This is a genomic window from Wolbachia endosymbiont of Drosophila ananassae (assembly GCF_008033215.1).
Classification (GTDB): domain Bacteria; phylum Pseudomonadota; class Alphaproteobacteria; order Rickettsiales; family Anaplasmataceae; genus Wolbachia; species Wolbachia pipientis.
On sequence record NZ_CP042904.1, the window covers coordinates 981,509 to 999,114 of the forward strand.

The 17,606-nt window shown below is 34.8% G+C and carries 13 protein-coding genes, 1 tRNA gene and 1 pseudogene; 5 read left to right on the forward strand and 10 right to left on the reverse strand.

The window, feature by feature from the left end:
- Nucleotides 1-81 precede the first annotated feature (81 nt).
- Together EA652_RS04805 and EA652_RS04810 are read left to right on the forward strand one after the other, a co-directional pair.
- Nucleotides 82-789 (forward strand): uroporphyrinogen-III synthase, encoded by a 708-nt coding sequence (locus EA652_RS04805; protein WP_006280372.1) that lies wholly within the window; start codon nt 82-84, stop codon nt 787-789.
- Entirely contained in the window at nt 789-1,568 is a 780-nt protein-coding gene (locus EA652_RS04810; RefSeq protein ID WP_006280373.1) for an exodeoxyribonuclease III, read from the forward strand. Before EA652_RS04805 ends, EA652_RS04810 begins: the two co-directional genes overlap by 1 nt.
- A gap of 26 nt (nt 1,569-1,594) precedes the next feature.
- Here the strand turns inward: EA652_RS04810 and EA652_RS04815 are convergent, their stop codons facing one another.
- The 10 genes and pseudogenes from EA652_RS04815 to EA652_RS04870 all read right to left on the reverse strand — a co-directional run bounded on the left by EA652_RS04815 (nt 1,595) and on the right by EA652_RS04870 (nt 12,996).
- Entirely contained in the window at nt 1,595-2,632 is a 1,038-nt protein-coding gene (locus tag EA652_RS04815; protein ID WP_012673330.1) for a hypothetical protein, read from the reverse strand.
- Between the two features lie 49 nt (nt 2,633-2,681).
- Nucleotides 2,682-5,258, reverse strand: coding sequence for a DNA polymerase I (polA, locus tag EA652_RS04820; RefSeq protein WP_012673331.1), 2,577 nt, complete (start codon nt 5,256-5,258; stop codon nt 2,682-2,684).
- Between the two features lie 200 nt (nt 5,259-5,458).
- Nucleotides 5,459-6,536: pseudogene (locus EA652_RS07665) on the reverse strand (IS3 family transposase).
- Nucleotides 6,537-6,768: 232 nt separating this feature from the next.
- On the reverse strand, nt 6,769-7,575 hold the full coding sequence (locus EA652_RS04840) for an SDR family oxidoreductase (RefSeq protein WP_006280462.1): 807 nt from the start codon (nt 7,573-7,575) through the stop codon (nt 6,769-6,771).
- A 5-nt stretch (nt 7,576-7,580) separates the two neighbouring features.
- A complete protein-coding gene (locus tag EA652_RS04845; protein WP_006280463.1) occupies nt 7,581-8,225 on the reverse strand; it encodes an alpha/beta hydrolase in 645 nt (214 codons plus the stop codon).
- Nucleotides 8,226-8,380: 155 nt separating this feature from the next.
- A complete protein-coding gene (locus EA652_RS04850) occupies nt 8,381-8,560 on the reverse strand; it encodes a hypothetical protein (protein ID WP_167376004.1) in 180 nt (59 codons plus the stop codon).
- 74 nt (nt 8,561-8,634) lie between these two features.
- Nucleotides 8,635-9,000, reverse strand: coding sequence for a hypothetical protein (locus tag EA652_RS04855; protein ID WP_012673332.1), 366 nt, complete (start codon nt 8,998-9,000; stop codon nt 8,635-8,637).
- Between the two features lie 121 nt (nt 9,001-9,121).
- A complete protein-coding gene (locus EA652_RS04860; RefSeq protein ID WP_007549330.1) occupies nt 9,122-10,789 on the reverse strand; it encodes an aminopeptidase P family protein in 1,668 nt (555 codons plus the stop codon).
- An 8-nt stretch (nt 10,790-10,797) separates the two neighbouring features.
- Nucleotides 10,798-12,732, reverse strand: coding sequence for a tRNA uridine-5-carboxymethylaminomethyl(34) synthesis enzyme MnmG (gene mnmG, locus EA652_RS04865; protein ID WP_007548926.1), 1,935 nt, complete (start codon nt 12,730-12,732; stop codon nt 10,798-10,800).
- 188 nt (nt 12,733-12,920) lie between these two features.
- Nucleotides 12,921-12,996, reverse strand: a tRNA-His gene (locus EA652_RS04870).
- A gap of 150 nt (nt 12,997-13,146) precedes the next feature.
- Between EA652_RS04870 and murJ the strand changes: the two genes are divergently transcribed.
- Genes murJ through EA652_RS04885 form a run of 3 tightly spaced genes read left to right on the forward strand, consistent with a single transcriptional unit; the run spans nt 13,147 to nt 17,589 of the window.
- The gene (gene murJ, locus EA652_RS04875) at nt 13,147-14,643 is read left to right on the forward strand and encodes a murein biosynthesis integral membrane protein MurJ (protein WP_006280233.1); all 1,497 of its coding nucleotides are present in this window, start codon (nt 13,147-13,149) and stop codon (nt 14,641-14,643) included.
- Nucleotides 14,636-15,049, forward strand: coding sequence for a WPE palindromic element domain-containing protein (locus EA652_RS04880; RefSeq protein WP_084741758.1), 414 nt, complete (start codon nt 14,636-14,638; stop codon nt 15,047-15,049). The genes murJ and EA652_RS04880 overlap by 8 nt, the downstream gene beginning before the upstream one ends.
- A complete protein-coding gene (locus EA652_RS04885) occupies nt 15,046-17,589 on the forward strand; it encodes an AsmA family protein (protein WP_007548930.1) in 2,544 nt (847 codons plus the stop codon). The genes EA652_RS04880 and EA652_RS04885 overlap by 4 nt, the downstream gene beginning before the upstream one ends.
- The last annotated feature ends 17 nt before the right edge of the window (nt 17,590-17,606 follow it).

Below are 17,606 nucleotides of genomic sequence, written 5' to 3' on the forward strand. Positions count from 1 at the left end.
CTCAAGCTATCAAAATAAAAGTTTTTATTCAGTAATTTGTGTATAAAGGGTACTATTTTACTGGTAGTAAAATAAATCAGAATGAAGTCTATTTTATTAACGAGGCCTTTATTGGATTCGTTCAATACAAGAAATATATTGAGAAAGTATGGATACAAAGTTTATATAGAACCAGTATTCACAATAAAGTACTTAAATCCTGATATATCTGCGTACGAATTTGACGTTGTGATATCTACAAGTAAAAACAGTGTAAAGGCTTTTAGTCAAATATGCAAAGAGGATGACTTTCCGATTATTACAGTTGGTAATTCAACCATGCAGGCTGCAAAAAATTTGGGATTTTCTGATATAATCTCAGCAGACAGCAACGTTGATGGTCTGATATCATTCATAAAAGCTCATTATTCAAACGCAATAAAGTTCTTGTATATAAGGGGACAAGAAGTATCATGTGACCTCAAAAAGAGATTATCTGAAGAAGATTTTAACGTAAGAGAAGTTGTACTCTATAAAACAATCATTAAAAGGAGTCTAACTAATAGGTGTAAAAATTTACTGTTGGATGGTAAAATTGATAGCGTTGCTTTTTTTTCCTCACAGACAGCAAGGGTATTTTGTTCATTAGTTCTAAAAAGTGGGCTATCTCATGTGATGAATAATACAGTTGCATATACCATGAGTAAAAACATTGCTGATAGTTTAAAGTTAATCAAGTGGAAAAAAATTATAACATCGAGGTTGCCTACTGGGGAGAGTTTAATTGATATAATTAATAAGGATTGCTGATGCTAAAGATTGCAACTTGGAACGTAAACTCCATACGTAAAAGAGTTAATCAACTTTGTAGTTTTATAGTTGATAGTCAGATAGATATAGTTTTGCTGCAAGAGATAAAATGTACGGAAGAGCAATTTCCTTATGCAGAGATAGAAAAGTTAGGATATGAATATGCTATCTATGGACAAGTTGCAAGAAATGGCGTTTGTGTTTTATCTAAATATCCAATACTGGAAAAGTTTAAAATTGACATTGTAGAAGGTTATCAAGAAGCGCGTTATATAGAGTGCATAATAAAGCACAATAATCAGAAGGTAAGGGTGGGAAGTGTATACGTTCCAAACGGTCAAAGCCCGGACTCTCAAGCATTTGAATATAAACTCAAGTTTTTTGATAATCTATATGAAAGGATGAGCACTTTGTTAAAGAATGAAGAGTTAACTATTATAGCTGGCGATTATAATGTTGCACCGGATGAAATTGATGTCTTTGATTCAAACTTATTGAATGGCCAAGTGTGCTTTCATATAAGAGAACGTGAGAAGTTAAGAGCGATCTTGAATCTTGGGTTTAAAGATGCGTTTAGAATATCTCACCCAAATTTGCAACAATTCACTTGGTGGCATTATCAAGGCAATTCACTCAGAAATAATCAAGGAATGCGAATAGATTATATGCTGTTATCACCACAAGCTGTAGATAAATTGGAAACATGCTACATAGATGATAGATTGCGTAAGCTAGAAAATCCGTCTGACCATACTCCTGTTGTATGTGCTATAGAATAATAGCAGATCTCTTACACAATTCACTTTTAGCAAACCTGAGTAGTCTTACCTTTGCTGCTCTGTGGTTCTTCCCTTCGTTTGTTTTCCTTTCCTGTCCAAGATTGATCGCGCTGCTCACTCTTTTCGTTTTCCCTGTTGTTTCTCTGGGAAATTTGCTCAGGAACAGGTTGTTGTTCACTCTTTTCTTTTCCTTGGGAAATTTGTTCAGAAACAGAAATGGGTTGCTCACTCCCTTTAGCCTTCTCGACTGGGGTTCCTAAAATTTTATTGATGCCATCGCTAATTTCATTACCCCATTCTTTTCTTTCCTTTTCATCCCGTGAATGAGGGTTATACAAAGTACCTTTTTTGTCATTTGAAAAAAGAACCTCCACTCCTCCTTTTATGGCAAATATTGTGCCGATAGCAGTAAGAACTACTCCGAGTGTAGTAGGACCAAAAATTAACATTGGAATAGTGGAAAGAAGGACAGGAAAAAAGATCTTGCTTAAGAACGTTGTTACCATCTCTTCATCACTGAGTGGTGGTTCATCCTCTTCTTTTTTATCTTTACCTAAGAATGGTATTTTTTCTTTCATCCCATCCATAAAGGAGCCAGAAATATTTTTCGGGTCTATTTTGATCCCTCCAATTAGCAGCAGCAGCATTTCCAATACAAACTTTATGGATGAATCTTTAGCTTCTGTACCGCGTATATCAGCTACACAGTCATCTACTACTTCTTTTATTTTACCATTCTTGAGATTCTCCTCATTAGCTAATTTTTTCTCTCTAATTTTCTCAAATACGGAAAGTAAAAACTGAGAAAAATTCTCTTCACTGAGTGGTTCTACATCTTCTAGCTTGACATTATTGAATATAATTTGATTCTGACTTAGCATGAAAGCGAGTACTGCCTCGTCATCTTCCTTTAATTCTTTAGGTTGTACTTTGTTTTTTAGCAATTGTATAAAGGCATCATGGATTACCTGATGTTCCTCTTTTTCAAAAATTTTCTCATCTTCGTTAGTTACCTGAGTAGGTAACTTTGGAGGTTTTGAACTTTTTACTTGTGGGCCTGTCATGGCTGACCTATTTGCATTTGCTATGTTCTATTCTAACATATTTTTCGTATTAGTTCAAATGATTTATACTCCTAGAATTCACGATGTTTAAGTCATAATTAAGGGAATTTAGACCCCAGTTGTCGCCAACTTTTATTTCTACTTCAAGTGGTACAGAAATTTCTATTGCATTTTCCATTATATCTTTCATAAGTTTTGCTGTTTCTTGTACCTTTTCGTCTTCTACTTCAACCAGTAGTTCATCGTGAACCTGGAGGATTATTTTACCTACTTTTAATTGGTCAAAAAGCTGAATCGTCGCACGTTTTATTATATCAGCGGCGGTGCCTTGCAGTGGTGCGTTTATTGCTGCCCTTTCTGCAAATTGTCTTACATAAGGAATTGTATTATTTATGTCTCTCACAAAGCATCTCCTGCCAAACAAAGTTTCTACATAACCATGCAATCTTGCGATAGACACTGCTTTTTCCATATAGACCTTTATTTCTGGGTAACAGGAAAAATAGTAATTAATGTATTCAGCAGCCTCCGCAATGGTAATTCCAAGCCGCTTTGCAAGACCAAATGGGCTAATGCCATATATAATTCCAAAATTAATGGATTTTGCTTTGCGTCTTAATTGCTCATCTATTTCTTGCACTCCAAAAACTTGCCTAGCGGTGATATCGTGAATATCTTGTTCGTTTGCAAAAGCTTCTTTAAATGCTGCAACGTTTGCAACGTGTGCCAGGAGTCTCAATTCTATTTGTGAATAGTCAGCAGAAATTATCTTATGCCCTTTTGGCGCAATAAATGCTTGTCTGATAAGATTTCCCTCTTCGCTTCTGATAGGAATATTCTGTAAATTAGGATTGCTGGAGCTCAGCCTTCCAGTTGCAGTTGCAGTCGTTGAAAAGCTTGTGTGTATTCTACCATCAAGTGGATCAACTTGCTTTATTAATGCATCAGTGTAGGTGCCTTTTAATTTACTTAAATGTCGCCAATTTAAGATTTTACTTGCGATTTCTACCCCTTCTTCTTCGAGTGCCTCTAGAACTTCATAATTGGTGCTATACGATCCAGATTTTTTTGACTTTTTCTTTTTATTAAGCCCCATTTTGTTGAATAAAACATCACTTAATTGTTTTGGCGAAGCAATATTAAATCTTTCTCCTGCCAAATTATATATCTCATCTTCAAGCACGGCAATTACCTGCTGAAATTTATCGGACAGCTCCTGTAATTTTTGTATGTTCAGTAATATCCCATTTTTCTCCATATCAAATATTACTTTCATAAGTGGCTTATCGAAGCGCTCGTAAATTGTGAACAATTTTTCCTGAAATAACCTTTGCTTTAGCTTTTCATGAATTGCTATTAAAGTTTTTGCCGAGAAAATTTCTGCATTTTCACTCAAATTATGCGCAACTATGTTTGGAATACTGTGATCGTGTTTTCCTGTATCCAAGCTATACGACATTATCATCAAATCATCAACTGAATCTAACATCTTCTCTGTTGCAGGGAAGATTTTCCTGATCTCTTTAATGTTATGTATTATTTTAAGCACTCCATTTGAGAGTAAAGTTGAGTTAATTGTAATAAGTGCATCTTGTATGCTGTCTTGCTCTATATAAAAAATATTACTTTCGCTATAAGATAGACTTAATACATTGTTTTCAAGGTGGTAATGAATTGCAATTTTGCCTTCATATCTACAATGCTCCAAAAATTTCTCTAACTCTTCACTACTATATTCTATTTTCTCTTTTGTGCTAGACCCATTATAGGAAAAAAGCTTTTCCATTTTACCTATTAAAGAATTGAATTCATACTTCTTTAAAAAGGATAATAGTTTTTCCATATTTGGAGGGCGAACTTCACATTTTGCAATATCATGTTGAAGGTCTACTTTTTCGCATAGTGATAAAAGTTCTCTTGAAATTAGCGCTTTTTCCTTATGTTCAGCAAGAATATTACGAATCCTCGTTTGCTCGATGTTATCAATGTTCTCTATAATATTATTCAATGAATCAAATTCATCTAATAATTTAGTGGCAGTTTTTGGGCCTATTCCTGGAACGCCTGGAATGTTATCAGATGCATCACCAGTTAGAGAAAATAAATCAAGAAGCTTGTTTGAATTTACACCAAATTTTTCTACTATTTGTTTTTCATCTATGTATATATTTTTAATAGGATCAAATATTAGAATATTGTAATTCAAAAGCTGGAACAAATCTTTATCTGATGAAACGACTACCACTTTAAAGTCTTGGTGGTTGGCGTATTTTGCAGCTAGTGTTGCGATTATATCATCTGCTTCATAACCTTCAATCTCTTCATAGCTGAGGTTAAAAGCTTCTACCGCTTCCCTCAGTATGGTAAACTGTGGAGTTAGATCCTCAGGAGGCGTTACTCTGTTCGCTTTGTACTCAGGATATAAATCGTGCCTAAAATTCTTTTTTCCTGCATCAAGTGCTATAGTTAAATAGTCCGAATGGGCAATGTACTTAAGAACCATATTCAGAAAGCCATATACACCACCTATTGGCATTCCTGTTGTGGTAATTAAATGAGGTAGTACATAGTAAGCTCTGAAAAGAAAACCATAGCCATCGATGATTGTGAAAGTTTTTTCTTTCATTGTAGATATTTATGCGTGCTTTTGATGGTCCACTATTTAGCTGAGAAAATCAAGTTTTTGTTTTTCTGCTTTTGAGCGTTGTAAGAGATTTTACCGAAAATAGCATTCATGATGGGGATGTACACATATGTAATATTAAAACCTAGTAGAAGAAATTTGACCTTACCCAGAAAAAGTGGAGAGAAAGTGTGGAATGTTTTTTACAAAAAGAATGATGCATCAAATTGTTCTGGAATGCAATAGTTAATAGTGACGTTGTTTGTTATAAAAAATTTCTATGTATTCAAATATTGCAGTTCTAGTGTGTTGAGCAGAGTGTTGTGAAGTATCAATAAGTATTTCTCTTTTCAATGAGCTAAAGAAGCTTTCTGCAACAGAATTGTCGTAACAACAGCCTTTATTACTCATCTATATTCTTTACAGCTAAGAGATATTGATACCCTTGCGCAGTATATTGTGAACCTTGGTCACTGTGCAGCAGTAGATTTTTAACAGGTTTACGCCTATTAATGGCCATTAATAAAGAGTTCATAACCAATTGTTTATTTATTGCACTACTCATTAACTACCATACGTGAGAATTATTGCTGCCAAATATAGCCATCCCTCCTTGGTTTTGATGTAAGTAATCCCATACTTTATTTGGTTGATCAACAATAAAGTTTTGATCTAGTATATTGGGAGCTACAGCTCTATTATCTGTTTGTTGTTTTTTAATTTTAAACTTTCTTCTCAGTATAGCCCTGATGTCATTTTTCTGCATAATACTTTGCACCGTTTTCAAATTGCAACTTTTACCCAAAGCCTTCAATTCAGCATGAATTTTAGGAGCTCCATATCTACATTTAGAAACTTGATATATTTTTTGAATAGCTTCGAGTAGCTCTTTATTTGCTGATTCTCTACTGCTTATTTTTCTTGTGGTCCACTTATAGTAGCCACTAGCAGAAAATCCTACATAATTCCTGTACTTTATAGCAGTTACTATATAAAAAAATATTTTACTCTTTTTGACTGGCCAGGGCTTTTTTTTAAATGTCTCTTTCCCTTGTTACTCTTGCTTTGTAAATCAAACCTCTCTTTGTCATAAGGTGCTACATCTGGAAATGCATTTGCCGCTGACTTTTTTTCGTTATATTTCTTCATCCATTTTCCTAATACACTATCCCTTATTCCTAGATCTCTTGCTACTTTTGCAACTGGTTGACCTACCTTTCTTTGTTCATTTGCCAGCTTAACAGCTTCCAATTTGAATTCTGCCGTATATTCTCTTGCCATTTCTAATCCTCCAAAATTTTATTTTACCCGAAAAAACTCTTTTCTTTCTCTCCACTTTTTCTGGGTAAGGTCACTATTTCTTAAGTAATTTACACTTCAGAGTTTATCTGCTTTAAAGTTTACTCTATTCTGTTTCAGCATTTGTCATAAATCCTTAATTATTTCTGACTTTTTAGTTCAGTTTTTAACCATTCTTTCCTTAACTTAATGGCAGTGACAATAAGCCTATCTATCATTCTGATGTGATTTCAGTTTTGTTTACGTGCAAACTCTCTAATCCCACCTTGTAGTTAGGATAAATTAGAGAGACATTAAGATCTTTTTTAATTTTAACATTACTTACTCTCTTTGATCCTAAATAAAAACTCTGTGCATAATCTGGTAACTCAATTGGTTCTGGAGGGCTAACATTGAGAAGTTTGGTCGCATATATTACCACTTCAGATTGTGTAGTGGGTAAATCGTCTGCACAATTGTATATTTCACCAGGTTTTATGTTTTGCATGGAAGAAAATAAAATATTCGATATATCTTCAACGTGAATACGAGAAAAAAAATGCCCTTCTTTTTTCACATTTCTTGCTTTGCCAAGCTGCAAGTCAATTAACACGTTCCTACCAGGACCGTATATTCCAGCTAAACGAAAAATATGTACAGGCAGTTTGCTATTTAGCCACTTCTTTTCAGATTTAAGGCGCTTTTCTCCTCTGATTTCTATAGGTCTTGTTTCAGATTCCTCATCCACCCAATTACCAGAGTGATCACCATAGACGCTAGTTGCAGACAAATAACCAAGCCATTTTACATTTTGCAGACAATCACCGTATCTCTCCACAACATCATCGCCATCTGGAGGAATAGAAATTAAAACGTGCGTTGCGCTTTTAAGCAGATCTTGACTAACTTTCTCATAATTAAAGAGGATTACATCTTGTATATTTTTACTTCTTGATGTGCCACTGACTTTCCAACCTAAGTTCAGTAATTTTTTCGATAAAAATTTAGCTACATATCCATAACCAAAGCAAAACAAGTGCATGAAAATTAATTTTTAAAATTCTTCTTGATAAATTCTACTCCTAATTTTATTCCCTCTTCATTAATAATATGCCCTAATGCATGAATTGGGTGTCCTTCAACATTTACTCCATTTTCTTTCAGAGCTTTAACCGCTAAGTCGAGGGACGAAAAAGGTACCACGTCGTCAGCATCACCATGGATAACACATATGTTAGGTTTTGACTTGATCTCTGGTGCAGTTTTTGAAGGTGAAAGAAATCTACCAGAGTATGCAACAACTGATGCACAGGATTGAGAGCGGGTGAGAGCTGTATGTATTGCAAGCATTGCTCCTTGAGAAAATCCAACTAAAGAAAGTTGCGTATCTTTTAAATTAAGCTCCTTTAATTTTGTATCAATGAAATGATTTACAATTGATGTAGCATTTTTTACTCCATTATATAGCGCTTCCTCACTACGATCTTCCAAGCTGAACCACTGATAACCATCACCTATTTCTCTTTCAAACGGAGCATTGGGTACTGCAAAATATGAACCCAGTAAAAACTTGCTCATAACTTTAGCAAGGTGAATGAAATTATCGCCACTTGAGCCCCAACCATGTAAAAAAACAATCAAATTTTTCTTATTTCCGCCTGCACAAATTTCTGGACCTCTAAGTTCAATCATTTTTTTTCCTTTTGCGTTTATATTTTTATCTAACACTAATTTTCAAATTTGTAAAACCAATGTGCAATTACGTTCCCGATACTATAGCTAAAGTGACTTAGGTTCATCGACGATTTGAAAAACCGTCATTCCGCTACTTGTTAGCGGAATCTATACTAAGATACCGCGAATGAATCGCGGTATGACGTAGGATTGCTGTCATTCCAGTGCTTGACACTGGAATCCAGGAAACTTAACTTTACACCAGGTAATAAGAACTGGATCCCAGTGTCAAGCACTGGGATGACACCTCTGGGCACTGCCGTCATAAAGGAACCAGTGTCAGCTACTTTCATGACATCAATAATTGACCTCGACTTACCGTCCAACTAGAAAGTTGTATATAGAATGACAGAAATCCAGATGTTATTTATTTACTTTCGATCTTTTCTATCAATTTTTTAACTAAGCCTCTTAGCTTTTTACTGGATTCATTAAGCTCTTGAATCTGCGAGCTGCGCTCTTTCATTAGTTCCTTATAGTTACCTCTTATGTAGTCAATCATTTCCTTCATCTGAGCAATCATCTTGTTAACATCCATACTGCCCAAATCAGGTATCATGCCAGGCATAGCCCCTTCTAACATACCGCCAGCCATAAGCTGCTGAGACATTTGCATAAATGGTTTTAAAGCCTGATTAAGCAATTCAGGATCCTTGGCTAATTTTTCTATTTGCTCTTTGCAAGTATCCATATACTGCTTCATAAATTCATCTTCTTGCCCTTTGTCTATCATAATTATAACCTACCTAAAAATACGTGTCCTTTATTATATATTATTTTAAAATTAAAAACAATACAAAATACCTGTCACAATTGCATTAATACTTTTTAAATAATAAAAAATGCTCCTTTGCTTATAAAGGGTCACATACTTTCTTTAACCACTCCTTATCTTTGACGCTATTTTCTAAGTTTTTATAGACAAATTGATGGTAGCCATTTATCCATTCAATTTCATCCTTAGTAAGCATTTGCACACTTATTAGCCTTCTATCATATGGAATAGAGGTTAGTTGTTTAAATCCCAAGAAACCATTTTTATGTTTATCAACATACATCAGATTTTCAATCCTTATTCCATACTCTCCCGGAATGTAATAGCCAGGTTCGTTGGATAGTATCATGCCTGGCGTGAGTTTCACTTTATTTCCCTTTGATATTGCTTGTGGTCCTTCGTGTACTGATAGGTAACTTCCTACTCCATGCCCTGTACCATGCATATAGTCCATTCCAAATTTCCATAAATGCGTACGTGCTAATATATCCAATTCTCCACCAGTAGTGCCAGGAGGAAAGATGACACTTGCTATAGCAATGTGAGCTTTGAGTACTATTGTATAGTGGGTTATTTGTTCATCAGTTGGATTGCCAATTGCTACAGTTTTTGTCACATCAGTTGTGCCGTCAAGGTACTGGCCACCAGAGTCAATCAAATACAGTCCATCTTTCTGAATTACTTTATTCGTCTTACTGCTTGCACGATAGTGAATTATTGCTCCATTCTCATTAAATGCTGAAATTGTTGGAAAACTTAGTTGCTTAAACAAATTCTGCTCTTTTCTGTATTCTAAAATCTTTTCTTCAGCTTCAAGTTCTGTACCAACATTATTTTCAAGCCAATATAGAAAATTTGTAACTGCCACTCCATCTCTGATATGCGCATTTATAGCCCCAGCTATTTCAGTTTGGTTTTTTGCTGCTTTATAAATTAGACAAGGATCTTCTCTCTCAGCTACCTGTTTATCTTTTATTACAGCCATGATACTCATTGGAGTTGTGCTTGGATCCATGACTATTGAATTTAGCTTGTGCAGCGAATTTTCTAGCTCACTAATATCAAAAATATTTATATGATTGCCTAAATTTGCTTCTATAGTTGAATGTTCTTTATCTTGAATAAACAAATCAACATTACCGCTTTTATACAATATAGCACGACCCAATATACATGGAGTATATTTAGCATTTTCGTTTCTTAAATTTAATAACCATGAAATTGAATTTGGATCAGTTAAAAGCACTGCTTCAGCTTCTTTATCTATACTTTTAGCGACTTTTTCACATTTGTCCTTACTACTTTCACCAGCATGTTCAATAGAATGTAAAACCACTGCTTGTTTTCGATAGTCACTTTTTTTTCCAGCTAAACAGGGTATTAATTTACAGATATTCTCATACTTTCTTATATCTTCTATGGTAAAATATTGCAAATAATAACCTAGTGAGGCAGTCGATGTTAAGTTTGCTTTTATCCATTCGCGTGGATCCTCTTCTTGTATATTATATACTTGAAAATTGCCCCGATCGAGCTGATTGCGAGCTTGTGTGATATAGCGTCCATCCGTAAAAAATGGGCACTTGTTGTCTTTTGTAACGATAAGTAGCCCATTTGTTCCTGTAAAGCCACACAGCTTTGTTAGCTCCTCTGAATACTCATTTAAATATTCATCTTTAGTATGCAACATAAATGCATCAACGTTTATCTCGTGCATAAAAGAACGAAATTCTTCGATTTTTGACATAGAACACCTCATACAAAATTAGCAGCCACTTTCGTTTTCCTGTTTCTCAAATACACTAATATGCTCACTATCGCTGCGGGAGTGATGCCTTGTATTTGCTTTGCAATGCCAATCGTCGCTGGTTTTATCGTCTGCAACTTTTCTATTACTTCACTTGACAGGCCTTTAACTTGTGAATAGTTGAAATCAATTGGAATTTGAGTGTTAATTTCCTCTCGTAAAAACTTCATATCCGCTTCTTGTCTTATTAGATAAGGTTTGTATTTTGCTTCAATTTCAACCGCTTCGCATATTTCATTCTTAGCTCTATTATCCGCTTTGGTGTGTCCCATTTTGTCATTCCAGCGCGTGACGCTGCTTAACTCCGGCCATATTTCTTGTAATTTATTCCAGTCGATGTTTGGATAGCTAAGTAAATCTAGTGCCGTTTTTCTTATCCCATCATAAGATATTTTGATACCATAAGACCTAAGCTGCTCAGGAGTAATCGTCAGACTCCCTAACTTCTCTTCAAGCTGCTTAATGGATTCAAGTTTATTCTGTAAAACAGAGTATCTCTCATGCGAAACAAGGGAAATATCATAACCTTTTTGTGTTAATCTTCTATCTGCATTGTCTGACCTGATAGCTAGCCTATATTCTGCACGCGAGGTAAATAATCTATAAGGTTCGATCACCCCTTTAGTGACTAGATCATCTATCATTACACCGATATACGAATCTGTACGATGGAGAACAAAGCTTTCTTTTTTTTCAAATGCAGAGAGTGCTGCATTAATTCCGGCGATAATTCCTTGCCCTGCTGCTTCTTCATATCCAGTGGTGCCATTAATTTGGCCAGCAAAATATAGGCCTTTGACTTTCTTGGTTTCAAGAGTATGAAACAGCTCTCGTGGGTCAATATAGTCATACTCAACTGCATATCCAGGTCTTAGTATTTCTGCATTTTCAAGTCCCTTGATACTCTTTATCATTTCACGCTGCACTTCAATGGGCAATGAATTTGAAATTCCGTTCGGGTATACAGTATCATCATCCAGGCCTTCTGGTTCTAAAAATATTTGGTGGCTACTTTTTTCTGCGAATTTTTTCACTTTAACTTCAATGGATGGGCAGTATCTTGGCGCAACAACGTCACTTAGATACGAAGAAGCTGACCTATGAAGATTTTCTCTAATTATTTTATGCGTATTTTCATTAGTATGGGTAATAAAGCATGATACCTGAGGTTGGTTAATTTTTTCTGTGAGATAAGAAAACGGCACAGGTGGATTATCACCCACTTGTTCTTGCAATATTGACCAATTTATAGTGCCACGATCAAGCCTTGGTGGAGTTCCGGTACGCAGTCTACCTAATCTAAAATCATATTTATTCAACGTATTTGCAAGTTCTACTGCAGGCTTATCTCCCATTCTCCCTGAAGGGGTTGTTTGTTCTCCTATATGAATTACACCTTGCAGAAAAGTTCCTGTGGTTAAAACGACTTTACCTGTTAGTATATGTTCCCCTGAGCTTGTTATTACAGCTTTAATGCACAATTCTCCATTGTTATTACTCTCTATAAGGAAATCGTCAACTGACTCTTCTTTTACCGTCAAATTGTTATAATTTAGAATAATTTCCTGTATTGCTTGCTTGTATAATTTTCGATCTGCCTGTGCACGTGGTCCCCACACTGCCGCACCTCTGCTGCTATTTAAAATGACTGAGTGTATGCTTGCTCGGTCGATTGCTCTTCCCATTATTCCATCAAGAGCGTCAACTTCCCTGACTACAACACCCTTTGCAACTCCTCCGATTGCTGGATTGCAGGACATTTCCCCTATAGTTGAAATTTTATGAGTTATAAGCAGCGTGTTTGTACCAAGGCGAGCTGCCGCAGCAGCCGCTTCGCACCCTGCATGACCACCACCTACTACTACTACATCATATTTATGCATGCCTTCTTGAGTAATTCTTACTCTACTAATATTCTAACTATTAGCGGTTAATGTCAAATTTTACAGTAATTAACTATTTCAATCATCAGTGGCTAATGTATAGCTAACCCCACGTCATACCGTCACGGTATCTCTAGATCCCGCTAACAAGCAGCGGGATGACGGTTTTTCAAATTATCGGGTTTTAGTGGGGCGAGCGACCAGGATCGAACTGGCGACATTCAGTACCACAAACTGACGCTCTACCAACTGAGCTACGCCCGCCAAGATATAAAATTTCTAACATAAGAGCGCAAATAGTCAATTGATTATTTAACTCTCCTTTTGCAGAGGGTTTTAAGTTTAGCCAATAAATATTTTCATTGATACTTTTACCATTATAGTTAATTGTATTGACACTAATGAAGTAGTGGTATGTTTAAAAGTATTTTCACATTTAGTTTTTTTACGGCTATTTCAAGGATCTCAGGGTTAATAAGAGATGTATTGATTGCTACAGTTATTGGTGCAAACTCTCTTGCAGACATATTTTTTTCTTCGTTTCGCTTTGCCAATCTATTTCGAGCATTTTTTGCAGAAGGAGCGTTCACTACCTCATTCATACCGTTATACTCGACAGAATCATATGATAATAAGAAGGCATTTAATTTTGCAAGTAGTGTAATATCCATTACGTTTATTATCTTAGTAATTTTTTGCCTTATCATGCAAACTTTCTCCCCTTATATGATTCAAATTTTTGCTCCTGGATTTGACCAAAGTAAGTTTACCCTTACTGTTACTTTATCAAGAATTATGATGCCCTACATAATCTTTGTTTCAATTGCATCACTTATTGGTGGAATGCTGCAAGTAAAGCAGCATTTTGCTTCAACAGCTATTGCACCAATCGTTTTGAATCTCTGTTTAATCATCAGTTTGTTTGTGCCTTACGTAAAAACTCCAGCGCACAACCTTTCTATAGCTGTTCTTATAGGAGGAATTTTCCAGCTACTTTTGATACTATTTAGTGCATACAAGTTAAAGGCAGCTTTTTCTTTTAGCCTTGAATTAAGCAATGAAGTAAGGTTGTTTTTTAAGCGTGTGATACCTGCAATTATCAACAATTGTGTAACTCAAATAAGCTTATGGATTGATACAATAATGGCAAGTTTTATACCAAATGCGGTGTCTTATATATATTATGCCGATAGACTAAATCAACTACCGCAGGGAATAATCGGTACTGCAATTGGTACAGTGCTTCTTCCTCTAATTTCAAAACAGGTGAATAATACTGAAAATATAGTCAAAATACAGAACAAGGCTCTCAACATAGGATTAATGTTAATTATGCCAACAACTGCTGCCTTTATCATTATTCCCGACATAATTTTACTTACGCTTTTTTCTTACGGCCGGTTTGATCATTATGCAGTGCAGCAAACTGTTCCCACTTTAATAGCATTTTCTCTTTCTTTACCTGCATTTATTATAAATAAAGTATTGCTACCTACATTTTTTGCTAAAGGCAATCTGAAAATACCAACCATATTTTCGCTAATGTGTCTTGGAATTAATGTAGTGCTAAACCTTTTGTTAATGAACAAGTATCAGCATACGGGGATTGCTATTGCTACTTCCGTTTCCACTTGGATAAACTCCATTCTATTAATTAGTTATTTAACAATAAATAAGATGTATAAGGTTAGCCAAGCGTTATTGTTAAATATCATGAAAATTTTTGTAGCAACGGCAGTCATGTCAATAGCCCTTTATATTTTTAATTCTTTGTTGGCAGGATTATTTTTTGATAAAATGTTGGCTCGTATTGTTTATTTAGCGACTTTAATAGCTTTGAGTGTTATTGTTTATTTTGGTACTCTTTACTTAACTTTTAGAGGAAGTTTGAATAATTTGAAATATGTATAAACCAGATCTTTTGCTAAAGGAACAGCAAACGGTGTCATCCCAGTGCTTGACACTGGGATCCAGAAATTTTGTTGATTGTATGATCTGGAAAACCTTGTTTAAGTCACACTGGATTTCAGTGTCACACATACAACTGTATGAGTGTTGTGATTTGAAAGCAATTTCCACCGGGAAGGGTGTCATCCCAGTGCTTGACTACTTGGATCCAGCTTCTCATGCAACCTCATCAAAAATGTTGTGTTTTAACATAAGATTAGCTACTTTTTTGCTAACCAACTTAATGTCTAATCAAATTTTCTGGATCCCAGTGTCAAGCACTGGGATGACAGGAGTGGGTGCTGGGATGACAGGAATAGGCACTGGGATGACAAGACGAAGAGATGCCGGAATGAGAGGTCTACTATGAAACTTTCTTTATACGCCATATTATCAATTTCTTTAGTATTAGTCCTTCTTCATGTTGCTGCAACTTTTAAGGATTGGAGTGGCTACAGGCAATATATCATAAAAGAGTTGGAGAAGACGTATGATGCTAAAGTGCATATTGGAGGGAAAGTTGAAGTTTCACTCATTACTCCAAAGCTCACTATTTATAATGTATATGTACAATACAACGAAAATAAAGAGCAAAAGTTATCAGATTTAATTAGTGTAAGAAAAATTGAAATAAGACCATCGTTCCTATCGTTGTTTTTATTTTCGTTGCAACCAAAGTCAATCACATTGTTTGGCATGAAAAGCAATAAAGAAAATTTAATTAATATTATAAATACAAAAGCCAGTGGTAACACAGTCGATATAGTAATAAAAGACAGCCAAGTAAGTTTTAAGAGTGATTTCGCTGATATTGTTAACATAAAGGAGGTTGCTGTAAAAAAAAACAGGCAATTCTCTGGTAAAGTAAAGGTAGGTGACAATAATTACGATTTTTCAGGAAAGGTTGATATCACAAAAAAGAATGTACACATTAGTGTTGAATCAAATTTTGTAAATTTGCTATTTACAGGTAATAGAAATCAAGAAGAACTCCAGGGTAATTTAACACTAACGATTAATAATAGTTCCGGTTCTGTGAGTGATTTAGCAAAAATCATTAATCTTAGCTTTCTCTCTCATGTTATTCCTAGCGAAAATATCAAGATATCATCCAATATAAGTCTTAATGAAAGTGAGTTTACGGCAACTGACTTAAAAATTGATTCCAAAAGCATGCAAGCCAGTGGTACAATACAAAATGATAGAAAAGGCAATCACACTAATTTCAATATTAGCTTCAGTAAAGTTGATTTAGATTCCATACAAAATGATTCACAAAGAACAATGAATATGAAGGATCTTCTGGAATGTTTTAGAGCAGTTGTGCCAAAGAACTTGAGCTTAAATTTTAATATGGAAGCTTCTAACATTCAATATCAAAACAAAATATTGGACAATTTCCGTGCTGTACTAAAATCCACTGATGGCAAAGTAAAAGTTAATACGCTTCTTAAATTTCCTGGAATCAATAATATATCTTACTTATCAGGAGAGATCTCAAACAATAATGTCCTATCTGAATTCAACGGCGATTTATTAGTCGAAGGAAATGATTTTGGGTCATTCATTTCATGTTTTTTCCCTTCTATAAAGATGAAAGAAAACCAGAAAAATCAATTTACACTAAGTTCTAAACTGCACCTTGCACCAAGAATATTATCTATCTCAGACATTAGACTGCTAAATAATAAGGAATCCTTGCAAGGGTCAATTAGAGTAAGCCACACAAAAAAACGCAGTGTGGTCGATGGTGAATTTAGCATGCATAATCTTGATGCAGATAAATATGATCATTCATTATTTAGCAGTTTACCTAAAATGCAATGGCTGAAAAATTTTCAGTATGATGCAAATATAAAGGCCCGTGTTAATAACCTTACATTGAATGATACGAAAATTAAAAATTTGGATTTTTTGCTGAAAATGGAAAAAGGTAAGCTAGTTGCAGATAAAATAAAACTATCTGGAGAAGATTTCGATATTACCGGTAATGCAAAAATATTAGCAGATCAAAAATACGCCAAACCTTTATTAGATGTTAACCTTACGGGCAGTAAATTTAATGGAAAAATTATTACATTACCAAATTTAGTAGAGACGAAAAGAAATTCAAGAAATGAGATAGATCAAATTCAATGGTCAACAAAGCAGCTTGATTTTTTGGATGACAAAGAAGGCTTTGATGCAAATGTGCAAATCAATACTGCAGAATTTAAAACCAAGCAGAATGTTTTGAAAGATTTTAATTTGGATGCGGTAATGAGAAACAACACTATCACTATCAGGCAGGCAAGTTACGTATTAGAACACGGGCAAGTGTTTTTTCAGGGTTATTTAAGATCAGACTCAATAAATACAAGGTTTTCTATTGTAAATTTGGACACTAAAAAGATTGGTAAGGTTATAGGAATTGACAATGTAAATGGTCAGGTAAGCTTAAATGGTGAAATCAAAACTCAAGGAAAAAGTTTTCATGATTGGGCTAGTAACTTATCAGGAGATGTAAACTTACAAGCGCAAGGAATAGAAGTTACTAATGTAGATTTCAATTCATTTATCACTAATTTGTTAAGCAGTAAGAATAAATCTGAAATTTCCACACTTGCTTATATTGATATATATAATGGTAAAACATTTTTTGAAAATATTAGCGGAAAAGCAAGTATTAAGAGTGGTATATGTTCAACTAGTTTACAGTTCGGGATTGATCAAGCATCAGGGTCAATCTCTTCTAATTTAACCTTATCTAACTTCGCTTTAGCTTCTATATTCAGGTTCTTTTTCATACCACCAAACTATAGTAATCCAATCTATATCGATATGCATTTGGATGGCCCTATTTGGCGTCCTAAGATGAGTTTTGATGTAGACCAAATCTTCACCGCTCTGGTTGGCAAGAAAAATAGTTGATTTACTAACATCTGTTT